The organism is Actinoplanes sp. DH11 (genome assembly GCF_020873875.1).
Classification (GTDB): domain Bacteria; phylum Actinomycetota; class Actinomycetes; order Mycobacteriales; family Micromonosporaceae; genus Actinoplanes.
The window spans coordinates 99,654-118,778 of sequence record NZ_JAHWGU010000018.1 but is presented as its reverse complement, the minus strand read 5'-3'; the positions used below and the strand labels follow the sequence as shown (position 1 = coordinate 118,778).

General features: G+C 71.6%; 20 protein-coding genes and 1 pseudogene. 13 read left to right on the top strand and 8 right to left on the bottom strand.

What is annotated here, in order from left to right; all coding sequences use genetic code 11:
- Positions 1–27: 27 nt before the first annotated feature.
- Positions 28–507: a hypothetical protein gene (locus LPA41_RS25290; protein WP_229073266.1), complete on the top strand. Its 480-nt coding sequence runs from the start codon at positions 28–30 to the stop codon at positions 505–507.
- A gap of 51 nt (positions 508–558) precedes the next feature.
- Here the strand turns inward: LPA41_RS25290 and LPA41_RS25285 are convergent, their stop codons facing one another.
- Positions 559–1,263 carry an SDR family NAD(P)-dependent oxidoreductase gene (locus LPA41_RS25285; protein WP_229073265.1) on the bottom strand — a complete coding sequence of 235 codons (705 nt, stop codon included), beginning with the start codon at positions 1,261–1,263 and terminating at the stop codon, positions 559–561.
- A gap of 104 nt (positions 1,264–1,367) precedes the next feature.
- On the opposite strand from LPA41_RS25285, the gene LPA41_RS25280 reads away from it, so the two are divergent.
- The 3 genes from LPA41_RS25280 (at position 1,368) to LPA41_RS25270 (ending at position 4,016) form a co-directional block, all read left to right on the top strand.
- The gene (locus LPA41_RS25280; protein ID WP_229073264.1) at positions 1,368–2,213 is read left to right on the top strand and encodes a helix-turn-helix transcriptional regulator; all 846 of its coding nucleotides are present in this window, start codon (positions 1,368–1,370) and stop codon (positions 2,211–2,213) included.
- Positions 2,214–2,249: 36 nt separating this feature from the next.
- Positions 2,250–3,386, top strand: a complete 1,137-nt coding sequence (locus LPA41_RS25275) for a Fic family protein (protein ID WP_229073263.1) — start codon at positions 2,250–2,252, stop codon at positions 3,384–3,386.
- A 99-nt stretch (positions 3,387–3,485) separates the two neighbouring features.
- Positions 3,486–4,016, top strand: coding sequence for a peptidase M23 (locus tag LPA41_RS25270; RefSeq protein ID WP_229073262.1), 531 nt, complete (start codon positions 3,486–3,488; stop codon positions 4,014–4,016).
- Between the two features lie 9 nt (positions 4,017–4,025).
- Here the strand turns inward: LPA41_RS25270 and LPA41_RS25265 are convergent, their stop codons facing one another.
- Together LPA41_RS25265 and LPA41_RS25260 are read right to left on the bottom strand one after the other, a co-directional pair.
- Positions 4,026–4,493, bottom strand: coding sequence for a peroxiredoxin (locus LPA41_RS25265; RefSeq protein WP_229073261.1), 468 nt, complete (start codon positions 4,491–4,493; stop codon positions 4,026–4,028).
- Between the two features lie 24 nt (positions 4,494–4,517).
- Positions 4,518–5,138 carry a hypothetical protein gene (locus tag LPA41_RS25260; RefSeq protein ID WP_229073260.1) on the bottom strand — a complete coding sequence of 207 codons (621 nt, stop codon included), beginning with the start codon at positions 5,136–5,138 and terminating at the stop codon, positions 4,518–4,520.
- Between the two features lie 135 nt (positions 5,139–5,273).
- On the opposite strand from LPA41_RS25260, the gene LPA41_RS25255 reads away from it, so the two are divergent.
- Positions 5,274–6,059, top strand: a complete 786-nt coding sequence (locus LPA41_RS25255; protein ID WP_229073259.1) for a TetR/AcrR family transcriptional regulator — start codon at positions 5,274–5,276, stop codon at positions 6,057–6,059.
- A gap of 74 nt (positions 6,060–6,133) precedes the next feature.
- Here the strand turns inward: LPA41_RS25255 and LPA41_RS25250 are convergent, their stop codons facing one another.
- Both LPA41_RS25250 and LPA41_RS25245 read right to left on the bottom strand, forming a co-directional pair.
- A complete protein-coding gene (locus LPA41_RS25250; protein ID WP_229073258.1) occupies positions 6,134–7,399 on the bottom strand; it encodes a vanadium-dependent haloperoxidase in 1,266 nt (421 codons plus the stop codon).
- A gap of 120 nt (positions 7,400–7,519) precedes the next feature.
- Complete coding sequence (locus tag LPA41_RS25245) at positions 7,520–8,410, bottom strand: hypothetical protein (protein ID WP_229073257.1); 891 nt, start codon at positions 8,408–8,410, stop codon at positions 7,520–7,522.
- A 142-nt stretch (positions 8,411–8,552) separates the two neighbouring features.
- Here LPA41_RS25245 and lon point away from each other — a divergent pair, with 142 nt between their 5' ends.
- The 8 genes from lon to LPA41_RS25210 all read left to right on the top strand — a co-directional run bounded on the left by lon (position 8,553) and on the right by LPA41_RS25210 (position 16,693).
- Positions 8,553–10,901 (top strand): endopeptidase La, encoded by a 2,349-nt coding sequence (gene lon, locus LPA41_RS25240; RefSeq protein ID WP_229073256.1) that lies wholly within the window; start codon positions 8,553–8,555, stop codon positions 10,899–10,901.
- 233 nt (positions 10,902–11,134) lie between these two features.
- Positions 11,135–11,263, top strand: coding sequence for a hypothetical protein (locus LPA41_RS42055; protein WP_255690226.1), 129 nt, complete (start codon positions 11,135–11,137; stop codon positions 11,261–11,263).
- Between the two features lie 216 nt (positions 11,264–11,479).
- Positions 11,480–12,937, top strand: coding sequence for a sensor histidine kinase KdpD (locus LPA41_RS25235; protein ID WP_229073316.1), 1,458 nt, complete (start codon positions 11,480–11,482; stop codon positions 12,935–12,937).
- A 31-nt stretch (positions 12,938–12,968) separates the two neighbouring features.
- Entirely contained in the window at positions 12,969–13,403 is a 435-nt protein-coding gene (locus LPA41_RS25230) for a roadblock/LC7 domain-containing protein (protein WP_229073255.1), read from the top strand.
- A 2-nt stretch (positions 13,404–13,405) separates the two neighbouring features.
- Positions 13,406–13,777 (top strand): DUF742 domain-containing protein, encoded by a 372-nt coding sequence (locus LPA41_RS25225; RefSeq protein ID WP_229073254.1) that lies wholly within the window; start codon positions 13,406–13,408, stop codon positions 13,775–13,777.
- Positions 13,755–14,330 (top strand): ATP/GTP-binding protein, encoded by a 576-nt coding sequence (locus LPA41_RS25220; protein WP_229073253.1) that lies wholly within the window; start codon positions 13,755–13,757, stop codon positions 14,328–14,330. The genes LPA41_RS25225 and LPA41_RS25220 overlap by 23 nt, the downstream gene beginning before the upstream one ends.
- 77 nt (positions 14,331–14,407) lie before the next feature.
- Positions 14,408–14,953, top strand: coding sequence for a GAF domain-containing protein (locus LPA41_RS25215; RefSeq protein ID WP_229073252.1), 546 nt, complete (start codon positions 14,408–14,410; stop codon positions 14,951–14,953).
- A gap of 153 nt (positions 14,954–15,106) precedes the next feature.
- Complete coding sequence (locus tag LPA41_RS25210; RefSeq protein ID WP_229073251.1) at positions 15,107–16,693, top strand: acyl-CoA dehydrogenase family protein; 1,587 nt, start codon at positions 15,107–15,109, stop codon at positions 16,691–16,693.
- A gap of 23 nt (positions 16,694–16,716) precedes the next feature.
- On the opposite strand, the pseudogene LPA41_RS25205 reads toward LPA41_RS25210, so the two are convergent.
- The 3 genes and pseudogenes from LPA41_RS25205 to LPA41_RS25195 form a co-directional block, all read right to left on the bottom strand.
- Positions 16,717–17,034, bottom strand: a pseudogene (locus tag LPA41_RS25205) (phytanoyl-CoA dioxygenase family protein); the annotation flags it as partial.
- A gap of 391 nt (positions 17,035–17,425) precedes the next feature.
- Complete coding sequence (locus LPA41_RS25200) at positions 17,426–17,848, bottom strand: hypothetical protein (RefSeq protein ID WP_229073250.1); 423 nt, start codon at positions 17,846–17,848, stop codon at positions 17,426–17,428.
- A 40-nt stretch (positions 17,849–17,888) separates the two neighbouring features.
- Positions 17,889–19,097 carry a sugar MFS transporter gene (locus LPA41_RS25195; protein WP_229073249.1) on the bottom strand — a complete coding sequence of 403 codons (1,209 nt, stop codon included), beginning with the start codon at positions 19,095–19,097 and terminating at the stop codon, positions 17,889–17,891.
- Positions 19,098–19,125 lie beyond the last annotated feature (28 nt).

Below are 19,125 nucleotides of genomic sequence, written 5' to 3'. Positions count from 1 at the left end.
GGCTGCCGACCGGCCTAGCCTCAGGGCATGTCGTACGTCGCCGCCCGTGACGGCCGCAAGAACCGCAGCGCCGCCAGCCGGGCCCCCGCAGTCCCTGACCGGATCGACAACCTGCACGGGCACAGCTTCGGCGTGCTCGAGGTGCCGCATCACATGGCCCACGGGCACGCCAGCACCCGCCGCTACGACCTCGACGACCCGATGCAGCTGCGCCACGCGTACGAGCAGGTGCTCTGCGAGGCCGCCGCCCGGACCGAGGTCGAGGACCTGATCAACCCGGCCGTGCTGCGCCGGGTGTGGCGGGACCTGCACCTGCCGTCCCGGGTGCGGGAGGCGTGGGAGACCCGGCACCCGGGCCTGCGCCGGACGGTCAACCGCACCGCCGCGGCCGCCGGGGACGCCGGGCCGGCCCGATCGGCGGGCACCCGGCCCGGCGGGAACGGGTTCAGCCGCCGAGGCCGTACCCCCGTCGCCCGCACCCTGAGCCGCGCCGCCGCCTTCGCCTGAACCCCGGATCGGGGCCGACTCTCGCCTGCCTCCGGAATCCGGGGGCGGCGCCTACCAGGCGACCGTGCCGTGCCGGTCGAAGAAGCCACCGGTCGGCCCGTCGCCGCCGATCATGGCCATCCGCACCAGGATCTCCGCGCCCTCCTCGACGGTCTGCGGCCCGGAGTTGCCGTTGAGGTCCGTCGCGGTGTATCCGGGGTCGACCGCGTTGAACCGGATCCCCGGGAACGCCTTGGCGTACTGCGCGGTCACCATGACCAGGGCGGTCTTCGACGCGTTGTAGTCCACGTTGGTCACGTGGGACTCGATCCGGCTCGGGTCGGCACACACGGCCATCGATCCGAGGCCGCTGCTGACGTTGACCACCACCGGCGCGTCGCTGAGGCGCAGCAGCGGCAGGAAGGCGTTCGTCACCCGGACCGGGCCGGCCACGTTGGTGTCGAGCGTGGTCGCCAGCTCGGCACCGGTGATCTCCCCGATCCGCTCGCCGACCTTGCCGGTGCCGGCGATGCCGGCGTTGTTGACCAGGACGTCGAGGCGGCCGCTGTCGGCCCGGACGAACTCGGCGGCGGCCTTGACCGAGTCGTCGTCGGTGACGTCCAGCGGGACGAAACGGGCGCCGAGCCGGTCGGCGGCGGCTTGGCCTCGGCCGGCGTCACGCGCCGCGGCATAGACGGTGTGCCCGGCGGCGATCAGCTGGCGGGCGGCCTCGAATCCGAGACCCTTGTTGGCTCCGGTGATCAATGTGATCGTCATGCCGACGATCCTGCGCCCGGTGCCGACCGGCAGACAGTGCCCGGCTCAGCCCATGGACCGGCAGTACCAGGCTGTTCCGCGCGGCCGCGGTGATACTGGGGACCATGAGTGCATCCCAGGAGCTGGGCCGGGCCCTGCGTGGCTGGCGTGACCGCACGACGCCGCAGGCGGCCGGTGTCCCCGCCGGCGGGGTGCGCCGCGCGGCCGGGCTGCGGCGTGAGGAGCTGGCGCAGCTGGCCGGCCTCTCCGTGGACTACATCGTGCGGCTGGAGCAGGGCCGGTCCACCTCCCCGTCGGCCCAGGTGCTCTCGGCCCTGGCCCGGGCCCTGCGGCTCACCGCCGCCGAGCGCGAGCACCTCTACCTGCTGGCCGGTCAGACGCCACCCGGCCCCGGCCGGATCTCGCCGCACATCCCGCCGGGTGTGCTGCGCCTGATCGACCAGCTCGACGGCACCGCCCTGACCGTGTGCGACGCCGCGTGGAACATCATCCTGTGCAACCCGCTGGGCGGTGCGCTGATCGGTGATGTGGCGGAGGCTCGCGGGCGCGACCGCAACGTGGCGTGGCGGGAGTTCACCGGCATCCCGAGCCGGACCCGGACCACTCCGGAAGAGAACGACACGTTCCGCTCGGCGCTCGTCACCGACCTGCGCGGCGCGATCGCCCGGTACCCGTCGGACCCCGGCCTGCACAGCCTCGTCCAGGACCTGCGGGCCGCCAGTGCCGACTTCACCCGGCGCTGGGACAGCGGTGCGGTCGCCGTGCACGAGTCCAACCGCAAGGTCGTGCAGCACCCCGAGGTCGGCGACTTCGTGGTCGACTGCGACGTTCTCACCGCTCCCGGCAGCGACGTGCGGCTCGTCGCCTACACGGCACCGGCGGGCAGCGACGCCGCCGACCGGCTCAAGCTGCTCGGCGTCATCGGCACCCAGAGCATGACCCCGTCCTGAAACGGCGGAACACGTCCGGCGTCGTAGCTTGAGAGCATGCTGTACGCCCTGCCATCGCTCGAGACCGCCGATCGCCAGGTACTGACCGGGATCGACGGGATGCAATCGGAGCTGCGCGCCCATCTGCGCTCCGAGCCACGCTGGGCGGGTCAGTTGCGCCGCAGCCTGTTCGCCGCCGCGATCCAGGGCTCCAACACCATCGAGAACATCACGATCAGCGGCTCCGACGCCCGCGCGCTCGTGGAACACGCCCCGATGTCCGCGGCGGCCGGCGACGAGACGCAGCAGGCGGTGATCGGCTACCGCGACGCCATGACGTTCGTGCAACAGACCCCGCTGATGGAATTCTTCGAGCACTCGGAGACGACGCTCTCGGCCCTGCACTTCATGATCACGAAATACCAGCCGGCCAAGTGGCCCGGGCGGTACCGGACCGGCGCGATCTTCGTGTCGAGCGCCGACCCGCTCGAACCGATGTACACCGGCCCCGACGCGGAGCGGGTTCCCGGCCTGATGACCGAACTGGTCGACTGGCTGCGCGACGGTGACCTCGACGCCCCGGTGTACGCACGGGCCGCGATGGCCCACCTGAACCTCGTCGCCATTCACCCCTGGCGCGACGGCAACGGCCGGACGGCGCGCGCGCTGCACACCCTGATCCTGGCCCGGACCGGCGAACTGGCGCCCGAGTTCTCCTCGATCGAGGAGTGGCTGGGTGAGCAGACAAACACCCTGCACTACTACGAGGCACTGCGCGCCACGCAAGGCGGCAGCTTCCGGCCGGACCGCGACGCCCGGCCCTGGCTCACCTTCGTGCTCGCCGCGCACCACCGCCAGGCGCAGCGGGTCCGCCGGCGGTACGAGTGGACCGTACGCCTGTGGGATGACCTGGCACGGCTCGCCGACGAACGGGGCCTGGCCGGGCGCACTGTCTCCGCCCTGTACGCGGCCGCCATCGGGGAACTGCGGCGCACCACCTACCAGCAGGACGAGAACCTCAGCCGGGACCAGGCGATCCGGGACATCCAGGCGTTGACGCGCACCGGCCTGCTCACCGCGCGGGGGCACGCCACCGGCCGGATCTACGTGCTGGCCGGAACCGCCGCCGAGATCGCCGAGGCCGCTGCCGCCGCGGTGCGCGGGCCGGGCCGCGACCCCTACGCCCGCCTGTAGCGACCCCGGAGCCCAGACATCGACCCGGTCCACTGTCGAGGGTGGGCGCCCGGTAGCCTGCGCCGGACCCCCCATCGGCTCGAGAAGGTGTACCTCAACGTGCGCTCGTTCTTCGTGGTCGCCGTCGCCGTCCTGGCCGGCTTCCTGCTCAGCCCGCTGCTGCGCGCCGACGCCGCCTGCACCCCCGGCACCGCGCCGCCGGCCGGTCCCGCCCCGGCGCTGCGGAAGTTCAGCGACGAGCAGCTCGAGAACGCGCGGGTCATCGTCACCGTCGGCACCGAACGGCAGGTGCCGCGGCAGGGCCTGGTGATCGCGGTCGCCACCGCCCTGCAGGAGTCGCGGCTGCGTAACCTGAGCTACGGCGACCGCGACTCCGTGGGCCTGTTCCAGCAGCGCCCCAGCCAGGGCTGGGGCACGCCGGAGCAGCTGTCCGACCCGGCGTATCAGGCCCGCGAGTTCTACGACAAACTGCTCACGATCGACGGCTGGTCGCGGATGCGGCTCACCGAGGCGGCCCAGGCCGTGCAGGTGTCGGCCTATCCGGAGGCGTACTCGAAGCACACCCGCGCGGCCACCACCCTGGTCGACGCGCTCAGCGGGCCGGAGCCCGCCTGCGCGCCCGCGAGCTGACGCCCGGCGTCAGGCCTTGGCGGCGACCGCCGCGCTCAGCGCGTGCGCCGCGTGCTGGTTCATGTCCAGCTCGCTGTGGATCACGTTGATGACCTTCCGGTCGGTGCCGATCACGAACGTCATCCGCTTGGTGCTCAGCGGGCCGAGAGGCACCTTGCGGCGCACGCCGTACGCCGCGATGGTCCCCCCGTCCTGGTCCGACAACAGCGGATAATCGAAGGAGTACGTGTCCGCGAACAGTTTCTGCTTCTCGACGGGATCCTTGCTGACGCCGACCCGCTGCACGCCCGCCGCGCGGTACTCCGTCGTCAGGTCCCGGAAATGGCAGGCCTCCGCGGTGCACCCTTTGGTCAGCGCACCGGGATAGAAGAAGAGGACCACGGGCCCGGCCGCGAGGAGGTCGGTCAGCCGCCGGGGCGTACCGTCCTGGTCGGGCAGTTCGAAGTCGGGCGCGATGTCGCCCTTGCCGATGCTCACCGTCGAAGCGTACGTCCGTCCATGTCAGTTCCCGTTCGTGGCGCGGCCCGTCGTCGCTTGGCCCGTCGTCGCTTGGCCCGTCGTCGCTTGGCCCGTCGTCGCTTGGCCGAGGCGGACGGCGGAGACGAGGAAGAAGACGGCGCCCGGGACGGCGTAACCGGCGGCACTCGCCAGGGACGGGTCGGCGGCGCCGGCCATCGCCACGAACGAGCCACCGGCCAGGACCGAGAGACCACCACTGATGATCATTGGCCACTGGCCGCCCAGCCCTCGGCGAGTGACTCCCACGACGAGCTGGACCAGGCCGGCCACGATCGCCCAGAGGCCCCACACCCGCAGCATCGCCGGGACGCCGGACGCGGCGGTGGCGCCCAGGCCCGCGGCGGCGACGAGGCTGACGGCGATGTTCACCCGGAGCAGGGCCGGTGAGCCGCCGTCGCGCGACGACCGCAGGTCATGGACGGCCGCGCCCGCGTCGAACAGCGGGTAGAGCACGAACAACGCGACCGCGAGGGGGTTGATCCCGTCGGCGGCGGCGATGGTCACGGCAGCCCAGACGAGCGCGAAGGCAGCGCGGACGAAGTAGAGCCGCCGCAGGGCGGACGCGGTCCGGGCGGTGCCGGACGGGGCGGTAGTGGTGCTCATGGCGCTCCTTAGGTGGAACGAACGTTCTGTCTTGGGCGAGCATGGCGGCGCCACTCGGCACTTGTCAAGAACGAACGTTCTGTCCAGCCAATCGGTCGTCGGGAGACCGAACGTTCTGTCCGCTACCATGGCGGGATGGCACGCAGCGACTCCGGCACCCGGCCCGCAGAGAGCCGGGACTCGGAAGGCCGGGACGCGGTAAGCCGGGACACGGAAGGGCGGGACACGGAAGGGCGGGACACGGAAGGGCGGGACACGGAAGGGCGGGACACGAAAGGCCGGCGCGCGGGAAGCAGGCGCGCGGAGAGCCGGCCCTCCGAGGCGCGGTCGCGGCTCCTGGAGACCGCGATTCGGATCTTCTACGCCGAGGGCATTCACGCGGTCGGCGTGGACCGGATCATCGCCGAGGCGACAGTGACCCGGGCGACCTTCTACCGGCACTTCCCCGGCAAGGAGGACCTGGTCACCACGTACCTGCGCGAGGTGCACCGGATGGACCGCGAGGCCATCGACGCGATCGTCGCCGCGGTCCCCGAGCCGGTCGGCGCCCTGCGGTCCGTCGCGGACTCCATCGTGCGGAACATCCGCTCACCCGGGTTCCGCGGATGCGCCTTTCTGAACGCCGCCGCGGAGTACCCCGACAGCGCGCATCCGGTGCATCAGGAGATCATCGCGCACCGGCAGTGGTTCCTGGACACGCTCACGGCCCTGATCGCGCGGGTGGCGGAGGACTCCTCGGACGCTGCCGCACGCCACTTCGTCATGCTTCGGGACGGCGCCATGGCGGCCGGCTGCCTCTTCGACCCGGATCTGGTGACCGAGACGTTCCTGCGCGGGGTCGACGGACTGCTCCGGATCCACGCCCAGCGCGGCCCGGGGCAGCCGACCGACACGAGCCGGCCAGCCGGGGCAGCCGACTGACACGAGGTCGGCCGGGACAGCCCAGAGGCCGGCCGGGGCAGCCCATTGACGGAAGCCGCCCCGACAGCTGAGGGTCAATGCTGCCGGCCGAACTCGCGGGCCAGGACCGCGCGGGTGACCGCGGTGCCGAGCCGGTCGCCCTGCACGGTCGCGCCGCGATAGTGCACCCCGCCCCAGATCCGTGCCTCGATGAGTTCGGCGCGGGCCGCGGACAGACTGCGGAAGTCTCGCGTGGTGCCGGAATCGGCGCTGTACGCGCTGAAGGACAGGTCGTCGCGGCCGAAGAACGCCCGCAGCGCGGTCATGACCGCACCGGTGTAGCAGGCGTGGCCGGAGGGCCATTCGGGCGACGGCGCGGTCACGCGCAGCGGCGTCCACGCCGGGTCGGCGGCGGTCGCCGGGTTGCCGTCGTCACCGGCGAGCGGGATCGCCGTCACCGGCCGCCAGAAGCTCCAGTGCCGCTTCTGCTGGTAGCAGGAGATCATCGTGTCGGCGGTGGCGACGTCCACCATCGCCAGCATGCGGGCGGTCCGCAACGGGCTGAGCCGGTGGTCGGCGGCCAGGTCACGCTTGATGGACCACTCCACCTGGCGGTAGTCGTCCCACCAGATCGCCGACTCGGTCTGGTCCTGCGTGCGGGTCGTGCTGGTCAGCGGGCCGACCGATTTCACCTCGTTGAGCTGGCGCGCGTAGGCGGCGCTGGTCAGTGCGGGCGGCCCCGCCACCCGGTAGGCGCTGGCGTCGTCGACGGCGAACGGGCGCAGGAACGCGTACCAGGCGCCGGCCTGCACGAATCCGGGCGGGGTGAGGCGGTACTCGCCGGGGGCGGTGCCGACCGGCCAGTTCGCGGCGGCGAACGCGCCGTCGTCGCGGCGGTCCGCGATCATCGCGGCGGCGGCCTCGGCACCGGCGCGGATCCCGCCGCGCTTCGCCCGGCCCTCGGCGATCGGGGCGAGCGCCGCCTGGTACTGCGCCTGCAGCGCGTCGGCCTGCGCCGGGAAGAGCGAGAGGAGTACGTCGTGCGCCGCGGTTGCCACGGCCGCCGGCGTCGAATCGCCGCGACGGGCCGCCGGCGCGATCAGATAGGGCTCGTACGGGGTACCGGCGATCGCGTTGACCGCGTCGTACACGGCGCCCTGCACCATGGCGAAGCTGCGGGCGCCCGCGGTCGGCGACTGCCGGCCGACCTCGAACACGGCCGTCTGCGCGTGCACGTTCCAGACGAGGACGGGATTGGCCGCGGGCGCCGGGGCCGCTGCCGCCGGGGGTGCCGGAGTGAGGACGAGCACGGCCGCGAGTGCCGCGCCGAGCAGTCCGCGGAAACGAACACGATGTGCCATGGGGTCCCCCGTGGGCCGGATCGGGTATCGGTTCACGACCGCCCAAGCATTGAGGCTCGCCGATGAAACAGCAAGGCTCTGACGGAAAGCCGCCCGCGCCGGTCCCGCGTACCCCCGGGGTCAGTCCTTCGTCTCGATCTCCGCCCGCATGCCGGGGAAGTCGCCCTTCACATCGACCGCGGTCTCGTAGAGGAACAGGAACATGCCGACGCTGCCCTCGTCGGCCCAGCCGCAGATCGCCATGTCCTCCTTGCCGACGACGGCGCTGCCGCACTGTGCCACGCCGCCGAGGGTACCGGTGCTGGCGGGTGCCACCCCGGCGAGCTGACTCTCCCCGCTGAACGACTGGAACATCGTGTCCAGCATCAGCTGCGGGTCGTCGATGTCGACCTCGGCCGCGAGGGCGGCGACCAGCTTCTTGTCCCCCGGCGAGCCGTAGACCGCCCCGAACGCGTTCGCCGCACCCGGGTAACCCTCCAGTTCCTTCTCCAGGTCCGTGGTGAGCGAGGCCGCTTCCGCCGTCTCGATCTTGGATTTGCCGTTCAGCGTGTCCGGTTCCTTGATGCTGATCACGTCCTGCGGGGCCGGTCCCGGCACGCTCGGGGCGGCACTCGGAGCGACACTCGGGGCGGCACCGGGGCTCGCACTGCCCTGCGCGGTCACCCCGTTCGTGTCCCTGTTCGGGTCCTCGGCGAACTTCGTGCCGACCAGGTAGAACACGACGCCACCGCCGACCAGGACGACGAGCGCGATCGCCACCGACAGCAGGGCGATCGCCGCGGTCCGGGACCTGCCGGCCGGCGCCGGCACGGGCGGAGCCATCGGGGTGGTCGGCTGGGCGTACCCCGGCGGGACGAAGCCGGGCGGGCCGTAGTGCGGCTGACCGTAGCCGGGCTGCACATGGATCGGCTCGGTGTACTGCGACGAGGCATACGGGTCGACGGGCGGCGGGAGCGGTTCACCGGGGGACGGTGGATAGGGCGGCTGTCCGGGCGGCGGAGGGTATGTCATCGACGCTCCAGTACTCGACACTGTCGGGAGATCTTATCCAAGCCCGCAGGCCCGGTCCCCGGCGCGAGCGTCGGGCCGGATGATCACGTGAGCACGGGCGTTGTTCGCTGGCAGTGAACGCCGGAAGAAGCGGGCCGCCCCCATGGTTGAGCCGCCTGTACTCAACTCCTCGGAGGTTCCGGTGACCAGCAAACGACTCCCCGTGTTGTTCCTCGACGACATCGTCCTGCTTCCCGGCATGGCGGTGCCCGTCGAGCTGGACGAGAAAGCTCAGGCCGCCGTCGACGCCGCCCGCACCTCGGCCGGCTCCGAACTTCTGATCGCCCCGCGACTCGAGGACCGCTATGCGTCGTACGGCGTGGTGGCCGCCGTCGAGCAGGTCGGCAAGTTCCGCGGCGGCACCCCCGCCGCCGTCCTGCGCACCGGTGTCCGCGCCCGCATCGGCAGCGGTGTGACGGGCCCCGGCGCGGCCCTGTGGGTGGAGGCCGAACCGGTCCCGCCGGCCACCCCCGGCGAAACCACCCGCGAGCTGGCCGCCGAATACAAGAAGCTCGTCGTGTCGGTGCTGCAGCGCCGCGAGGCCTGGCAGGTCATCGACTCGGTCAGCGCCATCGACGACCCCGGCGACCTGGCCGACACCGCGGGCTGGGCCCCATACCTCTCCAACGACCGCAAGCGCGAGCTGCTGGAGACCCCGGACGTCGAGGCCCGCCTGCGGCTGCTGATCGACTGGACCCGTGACTTCCTGGCCGAGTCCGAGGTCAGCGAGAAGATCGAGCACGACGTCCGCGAATCGGTCGAGAAGCGCAACCGCGAGTACCTGCTGCGCGAGCAGCTCAAGGCGATCCGCAAGGAACTCGGCGAGGGCGAGGCCGACGACAAGGACGACTACCGCGCCCGGGTGGAGGCGGCCGAACTGCCCGCATCCGTACGCGAGGCGGCGCTGCGTGAGGTCGACAAGCTGGAGCGGGCCGGCGACCAGAACCCCGAGGCCGGGTGGATCCGCAGCTGGCTCGACACCGTGCTCGACCTGCCCTGGAACGTCACCACGACCGACAACACCGACCTCACCGCCGCCCGCGCGGTGCTCGACACCGACCACCACGGGCTCGACGAGGTAAAGGAACGCATCGTCGAGTATCTCGGCGTCCGCGCCCGCCGCGAGTCGCGCGGCCTGACGGTCGTCGGTGGCCGGGGCTCCGGCGCGGTGATCCTGCTGGCCGGCCCGCCCGGTGTCGGCAAGACCTCGCTCGGTGAGTCGGTGGCACGGACGCTGGGCCGCAAGTTCGTCCGCGTCGCCCTGGGCGGCGTGCGCGACGAGGCCGAGATCCGCGGCCACCGCCGGACGTACGTCGGCGCCCTGCCCGGCCGCATCGTGCGCGCCGTCCGGGAGGCGGGCACGATGAACCCCGTCGTGCTGCTCGACGAGGTCGACAAGGTCGGCAGCGACTACCGCGGCGACCCGGCCGCGGCCCTGCTGGAGGTGCTGGACCCGGCGCAGAACCACACCTTCCGGGACCACTACCTGGACCTGGATCTCGACCTGTCCGACGTGCTGTTCATCGCGACGGCGAACACCCTGGAGACGATCCCGCAGGCGCTGTTCGACCGGATGGAGCTGATCACGATCGACGGCTACACCGAGAACGACAAGGTCGCCATCGCCCGCGACTTCCTGCTGCCCCGCCAGCTCGAACGGGCCGCGCTGTCCCCCGGTGAGGTGACCGTCACCGAGGACGCCCTGCGCGAGATCGCCGCGAACTACACCCGGGAAGCAGGGGTACGGTCCTTCGAGCGCCTCCTCGCCAAGGCCCTCCGCAAGGTCGCCCTGAGCACCCTGCCGGCCACGGTCGAGGCCACCGATCTCAAGGACCTGATCGGCCGGCCGCGGTTCACCCCCGACTCGGCCGAACGCACCGCCGTTCCCGGCGTGGCCACCGGCCTGGCCGTCACCGGCATGGGCGGCGACGTCCTCTACATCGAGGCGTCCCTGCTGCCGGGCGACAAGGGCGGCCTGTCCGTCACCGGCCAGCTCGGCGACGTGATGAAGGAGTCCGCGCAGATCGCCCTCTCCTACGTCCGGGCACACGCCACCGAACTCGGTATCTCCCCCGAGCAACTCGACCATCCCATCCACCTGCACGTACCGGCCGGTGCCGTGCCCAAGGACGGACCGTCCGCGGGCGTCACCATGACCACCGCGCTGGTCTCGCTGCTGCTCGGCCGCAACGTGCGCGCCGACGTCGGCATGACCGGCGAGGTGTCCCTGACCGGCCGGGTCCTGCCCATCGGGGGCGTGAAGCAGAAACTGCTCGCCGCGCAGCGGGCCGGGCTCACCGAGGTCTACCTGCCCCAGCGCAACGAACCCGACCTGGACGACGTCCCCGCCGACGTCCTCGAGGCCCTGACCGTGCACATCGTCTCCGACGTCCGGGAAATCCTGAGCACCGCCCTGGACGGCGTCTCCCTCGGCACGGTCGCTGCGGCCTGACCCCGGCAGCCGCACCGAAGACGCCCGGCCCGCACGTCTCGCGAGCCGGGCGTCTTCTCATCGGGCCATGGCATCGGTCGGGCCGGTTGGCGAGCGTGCGCGGTCCTTGATCCCGATTGGCCGGACTCTCGGCTGGACAATCAACATCGTCGTGGCGGAAATAGTCGTCAGACACCGCCGGAGAACCCGCGCCGTATCGAATTGTTGATCTGCTGGCGATGCGAAATCGCGGTATGAACGCCTTGATCACCGCGATTTCGTATCGCTGGCAGATCAACAACGTCGCCGGCAGCTCAACACCGCCGCGCGGGGGCGAAAGGCGGCGCGCGACGCACGGTGTGCCGGTGGATTCCGGGGTGTGACCAGGGTGCGGCCAGGCGGGACCATAACCCTCACGGAGTTCACTTGTCACCCGTTCCATCACCCGTTCAGATGACCTGGATCAGCATCGAGGTTGACCACTTCATCACATTGATATCGGGCCGGATGTCACACCTTGGCGGCGCATACCCCGCTCACTAGAGTGAAAAATCCCTCTCCCCCGGGACATTGCCGCATCACCAAGACCAAGGATGCTCATGCCCGAAACCGCTTATCTGCTCGCCGCATTCGCGGCGCTCGTCGCGGCCGCTCTCGCCGTCGTGGCGGTCCGACACCGCGCCACCCGGTCCAGCCGGACGCGAGCCTCCCGCTCCGTCGAGGCGCCGGCCGCCCCGGCCGGCGAGACGGAGTCCACGCTCGCCGGGACCCGATCGGAGCTGGCCGCGGCGCGCTCCGAGGTGGCCCGGCTCACCGAGCAGCTCCGGCAGGCAACCGCGCGGACGGACCAGGCCCCGGCGCGGACGGACACCGCCCGGGAGCCGGCGGCACCCACCGGCGACCGGCACCTCGAGATCTTCGTCAACCTGTCCCGGCGGCTCCAGTCGCTGGTGCACCGGGAGATCCAGCTCCTCGACGGGCTGGAGAACGAGGTCGAGGACCCCGACCTGCTGAAAGGTCTCTTCCAGGTCGACCACCTGGCGACCCGGATCCGGCGGCACGCGGAGAACCTCGCGGTGCTGGGCGGTTCGGTGTCGCGCCGCCAGTGGAGCCGCCCGGTGCCGCTGACCGAGGTGCTGCGTTCCGCGATCGCCGAGGTCGAGCACTATTCGCGGGTCAAGCTCGTGCCGCCCATCGAGGGCACACTGCCCGGGCACGCCGTCGCCAGCGTGATCCATCTGATCGCCGAGCTGATCGAGAACGCGACGATGTTCGCGCCGCCGCACACCCAGGTCCTGCTCCGCGTCCAGCAGGTCACGTCCGGGGTGGCGGTCGAGGTCGAGGACCGCGGGCTGGGCATGCAGCGCGCCGACCTGGACCGGGTCAACCGCCTGCTGGCCGACTCCGAGAGCACCGACCTGGACGAGCTGCTGCGGGACGGCCGGATCGGGCTCTACGTGGTCTCGGTGATCGCCCGGCAGCACGGGATCGTCGTCCAGCTGCAACCCAACATCTACGGCGGCATCCAGGCCGTGATCATCCTGCCGCGGCTCCTGGTCGGCTCGGTGGCCGAGGCCGCTCCGGAGCCGTCCCGGCCGCGGAGCCTGACCGTGTCGCCGGAGCCGCGGAGCTTCCCGGAACGGCTTCCGCTGCAGAAGCGCGTGCCGTCGCACCATCGGTTCACGGTGTCGGAACCGCCGCTGCCCGTGGCCGAGGACACCACCGAGATCGTCCCGCAGGCGGTCCGGCCGATCGTCCAGCCGGTCCTCCTGGCACCGGCCCCGGTGCCGTCGCCGCGCCCGGCCCCCACGACGACTCCGGCCCGTGCCCCGTCCCGGCAGATCGCCGCCGCGCCCGGCACCGAACCGGCGCCGGCACACACGCCGGCGCGGCCCCCGCTCCCGCGCCGCCGCAGCCAGACCCACATGGCCCCGCAACTGCAGCTCGGTCCGCCCCGCGCGGCCACCGAACCGGCCCCGGAGCACGACCCGGGCCTGATGGCGTCGTTCATGAACGGCATCTCCCAGGGCGAGGCGGGCACCGGACGTCATGGCTGATCCGCTCCGCAACCAGGAAGGCCCGGCTCGCATGTCAAGCACCGAACTCACCCGTACGTCTCAGGATCTTGTCTGGTTGTTGTCCGGCCTGATCGACCGCGTGCCCGGCACGACGAGCGCTCTGCTCCTGTCGTCCGACGGGCTGCGCAAGGCCGCCCACGGTCTCGACGACGACGGCGCGGACCATCTGGCCGCTGTCGCGTCCGGACTGTTCTCGCTGGCCCGCAGCGCCGGCACCCGTTTCGGCGGCAGCGACGGGGTCCGGCAGGTGGTGGCCGAACTCGACGAGGCACTGCTGTTCGTCTCGGCGGCCGGATCCGGGGCGGTGCTGGCGGTCATCGCGGGCAAGGCCGCCGACCCGGGGGTCCTCGGCTACGAGATGGCGCAGATGGTCAAGAGCGTCCGGCCGTACCTGGCGACGCCGGCCCGGCACGAGACCGAGTCCTTGGGCGTGCACGGACGGTGAACGTGCTCAGCACCGACGAGGACCAATGGTTCGACGACGCCGCGGGACGGCTGATCCGGCCGTACACGGTGAGCAACGGCCGCACCGAGCCGACCCTCCGGATGGAGCTGCTGTCGATGGTGATCGCGACCGGCCGCCGCCCGCCCGGCCCGCTCGGACCCGAGCACGCCCAGGCGCTCGGGCTCTGCGGCACCGTCACCACGGTCGCCGAGGTCGCCGCGCGGCTGAGGCTGCCGGCGGTGGTCGCCAAGATCCTGCTCTCCGACCTCGTGGACTGGGGCGTGGTGGACGCCCGCGCACCCGACCCGATGGCCGAAACCTCGAATCCGGCGGTACTGGAGACGATCCTCAATGCTCTTGAACGACGACTCTGACGGGTTCCCGGCCGCGCTCAAACTGCTGATAGCGGGCGGTTTCGGCGTCGGAAAGACGACCTTCGTCGGTGCGGTGAGCGAGATCGAGCCGCTGCACACCGAGGAACTGCTCACCACGGCAAGCGTCGGCACGGACCGGCTGACCGGCGTCGAACGCAAGTCGACGACCACGGTGGCGATGGACTTCGGCCGGATCACCATCGGCCGGCAGCACGTGCTCTACCTGTTCGGGACCCCCGGGCAGGAGCGCTTCTGGTTCATGTGGGACGAGCTGTCCAACGGCGCGATGGGCGCCGTGGTGCTGGCCGACACGCGCCGGCTGGAGGACTGCTTCCCGGCCGTCGACTTCTTCGAGTCCCGGGGCATCGGGTTCCTAATCGCGGTCAACGAGTTCGACAGCACCTGCCGCTACCGGACGGACGACCTGCGTGATGCTCTCGACCTGAAGCCGGACGTCCCGATAGTGCTCTGCGACGCGCGTGATCAGCGATCCGCCACCGGCGTGCTCATCAGCCTGATGCGACACCTCCTCATCTCTCGCGCACAACGATGATCCGCCCCTCCGGAGCACGATCCCCTCTGCAGCACGATCCCCTCCGGAGCACGACGACGACCGAACGGAGCACCGGCATGATCTACGACCTGTCCGGACACCATCGACTCACGCCGGTCGACACGGAAGTGCCTGATCGGATGCGCCGGCTGCGCGAACTCGGCCTGGGCGACGGGCCCGATCCGCGGCTCGACGAGTTCGCGCGCCGGATCGGGGAGATCACGAAGGCGCCGCTGGCGATGGTGAACTTCATCCACGACGATCGCCAGTACCTCGGCGGCCTGCACACCGGCGCCACCGTCCCGGAGGCTCTCCGGCACGCCCTGGGCGGCCGCACGTTCACGCGCGAGCACGGGTACTGCCCGCACGTCGTCGTCCGCCGCAAGGCCCTGGTTCTCGACGACGTCTGCGACTATCCGCGGTTCGCCGGCAACCCGGTGGTGGACGAGATCGGCATCCGCTCGTACCTCGGCGCCCCGCTGATCGACCGGACCGGCGTCGCGCTCGGCACGGTCTGCGTTGTCGACATCGAACCGCGCCCGTGGGGCCGGCCGGGGCTGGACACCATCAAGACGCTGGCCGCGGAACTGGTCGCGCAGATCCATGCCCGGGAGGGGAGCTGAGAGCGCCAGGGAATCACTCCGGGTAGTCAGGTGACCCCGTTGAGGAACGATTGCTTCCGCTGTAAGGTTCGGTCGGGTACGAAGGGAAGTCTGCCGAAGGGGCCTCGCGACCGGTGCGCCGGCCGCGCGCACGGGCCGCGTAGGGAGCCAGCCATGGAGACCGGATCCCTCAGTCAGAATGCTGTTCCGGCAGCGGCGACCGAGGATCGGCCACCGACATCGTCGGCGGCGCGGATGCTGACCTTCCTCCGGGAGTACGCCCAGAACTTCCTCAACTCCCGGCTCCTGGACGAACGCCGCTCGCTGCCCCCGGCGATGGTCTCGGATTTCGCCGAGGTCGGCCTGCTGGGATTACAGGTCCCTGCGCGGTACGGGGGGCAAGCGCTTCCCCACGCCGACATGAACCGGGTGTTCACCCAGCTCGGAGCGATCGACGCCAACCTCGCCGTCTTCTGCGCCGTGCACAACACCCTCGGGATCGCGCCGATCCTGCTGTCGGCCACCGAGGAGGTCAAACGCCGCGTACTCCCCCGCCTGGCAACGGGCCAGGCCCTGACCACCAGTGCGATAAGTGAGCCGGGGATCGGTTCCCACCTGCGCGGCATGAACACCAGCGCCACCATGGACGCCGACGGCTCCTACACGATCAACGGCGCGAAGAAATGGATCTCGCTGGGCGGGGACGCCCGGTACGTGAACGTCTTCGCCCGGCTGCGCGACCGCGACGGCCGGCACGGGGGCATCACCGGTTTCCTGGTGGACAGCCGCACACCCGGTTTCGGCGTGGGTTCGGAGATGCTGACCCTGGGCCTGCGCGCGGTCCCGCAGTACGACCTCACGTTCCGCGACATGCGGGTGCCCGCGTCCGCCCTGCTCGGCGTCGAAGGAGACGGCGCCAGCACGGCCAAGGCCGCGTTCATGGAGGGCCGCGTGGTGCTCGCCGCGATGACGGCGGGGGCGGCGATGCGGTCACTCGAACTGGCACAGCGGTTCGCCAAAGGGCGTGAGGTGGCCACCGGTTCGCTTGCCGAGAACGGCCGGATCCGGGAAGTGCTGGCCGAGGCGGGGGCCGGAGTTCTCGCGGTGCAGACGCTCGTCGAACGGATCGCGACGTGGCGGGACGCGGGCGAGGACGTACCCGAACCCTGGTATTTCTGCGCGAAGATCCTCGGCTGCGAACTGGGCTGGAGCGCCATCGACACGGCCCTTCAGGTGCTGGCCGCCCGCGGTTTCCTGGACACCAACACCGTCGGCCAGCACTTCCGCGACTACCGGCTGTTCCGGATCTTCGAAGGCTCCACCGAGGCGATCTCGGTCTACCTCGGCAGCAGACTCGTCCGGAACCCGGGCGAGTTCACGAAATTGATCGAGCAGGCGAGCCCGGCCGCCTCGGTGATCGGGCTGGCCGAGCAGGTCGAGCACGTCGCCGCCGACAGCCCCGACGACGACGGCGGCCGGCACATCCACGCGGCCGTCGTCGGCGAACTCGCCTGCTGGACGCTCCTGGCCCTGGTCACCAGCGAGGTCCGGCACCGCTCGGCGATGCACGGTTACACCGCCTCGTGGACCGGGGACCAGCTGCGGCACCGACTGCGTACCGCGCTGCGGGGCCCGCACCGCGACCTGCCCACCCTGGCGGAGTTCGCGGACCACATCGCCGGCTACGCCGGCGTCATCGGCGACATCGACCAGCGACGCTGGCCCGGCGAGGAGTGGCGCTCCGATCCCCTGCTCCGGTGAGCGAACTCGGCGGATGCCGGGCCTCAGGTCGCGAGAAGGCGTTCGGGGTGCATGCCGTCGACCATGCCGAGGAACGGCGGATGGATGCTGTAACCGAGCATCCGGCGGATGTCCGCCGACACCCCGCGGGCCGTGTCGCGGTCGGTGGCCAGGGAGAACGCCTCCTGCGGGCGCAACCACGGTTCGCAGTACTGTGCGGTGACAGCGAGCCGGGACCGCGCGGATCGGTTGGCGCCACCGCCGTGCCACAACGTCCGGAGGAAGAACACGCATGAGCCGGGCGGCATGACGACCCGGCGCCGGATGTCGTGCTCGTCCGGCCTGCGGTCGTCACCCCAGCGGTGGCTGCGCGGGTCTTGCTGAGAACACTGTAGACGCGCTGCGTGCGTACGCCCTCGAAGGTGTTGCGGCCCTTCTGACGCAGCAACGGGCGCAGGGCGGCCGCGTCAGCCAGGCGTTCGTAGAACGCGTCGAGCACCGCGGCCACTTCCAGCTGCCCCGTCTCGCCCAGCTCCGCGGCCGCCGCCCGCAACAGCTTCTCCCGCGCCGCGGCGCCCCGGGCGCCTCTGGGTGTGGTCATGACAAGCCATGTAAGTTGAGTTCAACTCAGCGTCAAGGCACGCGACAGCCATCCACGTCATCGCCGCCAAGGCGACGACGCCGGCCTGGTTCTGGCGAACAGCACTCGACCGTCCGCTGCTGTGAGCGGGCCGGCGCGGTCGGGCGGCGCGGTCAGGCGGTACGGATGTCGGCGGGATCGGGGAACTCGGCGAAGGCCCGCTCGTCCGTCGGCGCGAGCTCCAGGTAACTGAGCTGGTCGTCGTCGATGAACAACAGCAGCATGGCGTCGTCGGTCTCGGCGTCCAGCACCACACGGCTGCGGGTCATCCCCGGGCTGACACCGGCGGCGTCGGTCAGCTCGATGGACGGGCACGTGCCGCACCCGCAGGAGCGTCCGGCCCGGGTGGTGGCCAGTTGTTCCCGCCAGCGGGTGCGGTCGGCCGCCTCGACGCGCCCGTCCGGGTCGAAGCACGCGCCGCGGTCGATCATCGCCGCCAGGACCTCCCGCTCGCGACGAGTCAGTTCGCGGGCAGCCACAGTGCTCGACGAACGCGTCGTCGGCAACGTCGGCGGTGTATCCGGCTGCTCGCTCACCGGTCCATCATCCTCGCCGGATGCCTCGGCCGCGTCCCGTTCACCGCCGCCCGGTCATGGCCGCGTACAGCGCCAGCAGCAGGAGCGACAGCACGACGAGGGACGGGCCGAGGGTGTGCTCGCCGACCCGTTCGACGAGCACACCGACACCCGCCGGGATGAGGGCGCCGCCGAGACCGCTCGCCGCCATCTGCAGGCCGATCACCCGGTCGGCATGCTCCCCGCCGACCCGGTCCGCGGTCGTCAGCGTCAGCAGCGGGAAGACCGGCGCCGCGGCGAAACCGATCGTCATCAGCCCGGCGACGGCCAGCCAGCCTGGTCCGGGGAGCGCCATCAGCACCGATCCGGCCAGCATGCCGGTCAGGCCGGCGGTCAGCGTCCGGCCGGTGCCCAGCCGTTCGACGGTGAAGCCCTGCACGACCCGACCGGCGAACAGACTTCCCCAGTACGCCGAGACGCACAGCCCGGCGATCGCCGGGCTCACCGAACGGTCCTCGGTGAGCAGCAGGTACGCCCACAGACCGGTCGCCACCTCCACACCGACGTAGACAGCGAACGCGCCGACGCCGAGCCACACCGCGGGCATCCGCAGCGTCGCCCCGATCCGCGTCGCCTGCCGCGGGCCGTCCGGTCGCTCGGCGGCGCCCGGCGTGTTCGCAGCACCGGCGTCGTCCCGGCTCCAGGCCCGCACGGTGACGGCGAAGGCGATGGCCAGCAGCGCCTGCGCCCCGGCTACCAGCCCGTACCCCCACCGCCACGACAGCCCACCGCTGATCACCCCGGTCATGATCAGCGGGCCGAGGGCCACGCCGAGGCCGAAGAACGCGTGCAACCAGTTCATGTGCCGGGGGCCGAACGCGCTCGCGGCGTACGCGTTGAGGCCCGCGTCGATCGCTCCGCCGCCGAAGCCGGCGAGCAGCGCGCACGGCACGAGCAGAGCCAGTGCGGGCGACACGGCGTACCCGGCCAGGGCGAGGCCGGCGATCGCCGTGCTGCCGGCCAGCAGCCGGCCGACGCCGAGCCGGGCCAGGGTGAACCCGGCCGCGACGCTGGAGATCAGGTAACCCACCGTGCTGGCGAACAGCAGCACGCCGACCGTATCGGTGGAGACCCGCAGGTTGGTGGCCATCGACGGCCAGCCGACGCCCAGCAGACCGTCGGGAAGGCCGAGGCTGATGAACGCGCAGTAGGCCAGCAGCAGCAACGAGGTGCGGATCACCGGAACAGCCGCACGCCCCGGATCCCCCATTTCCTGATCATGGCATGGCGTTACGCCG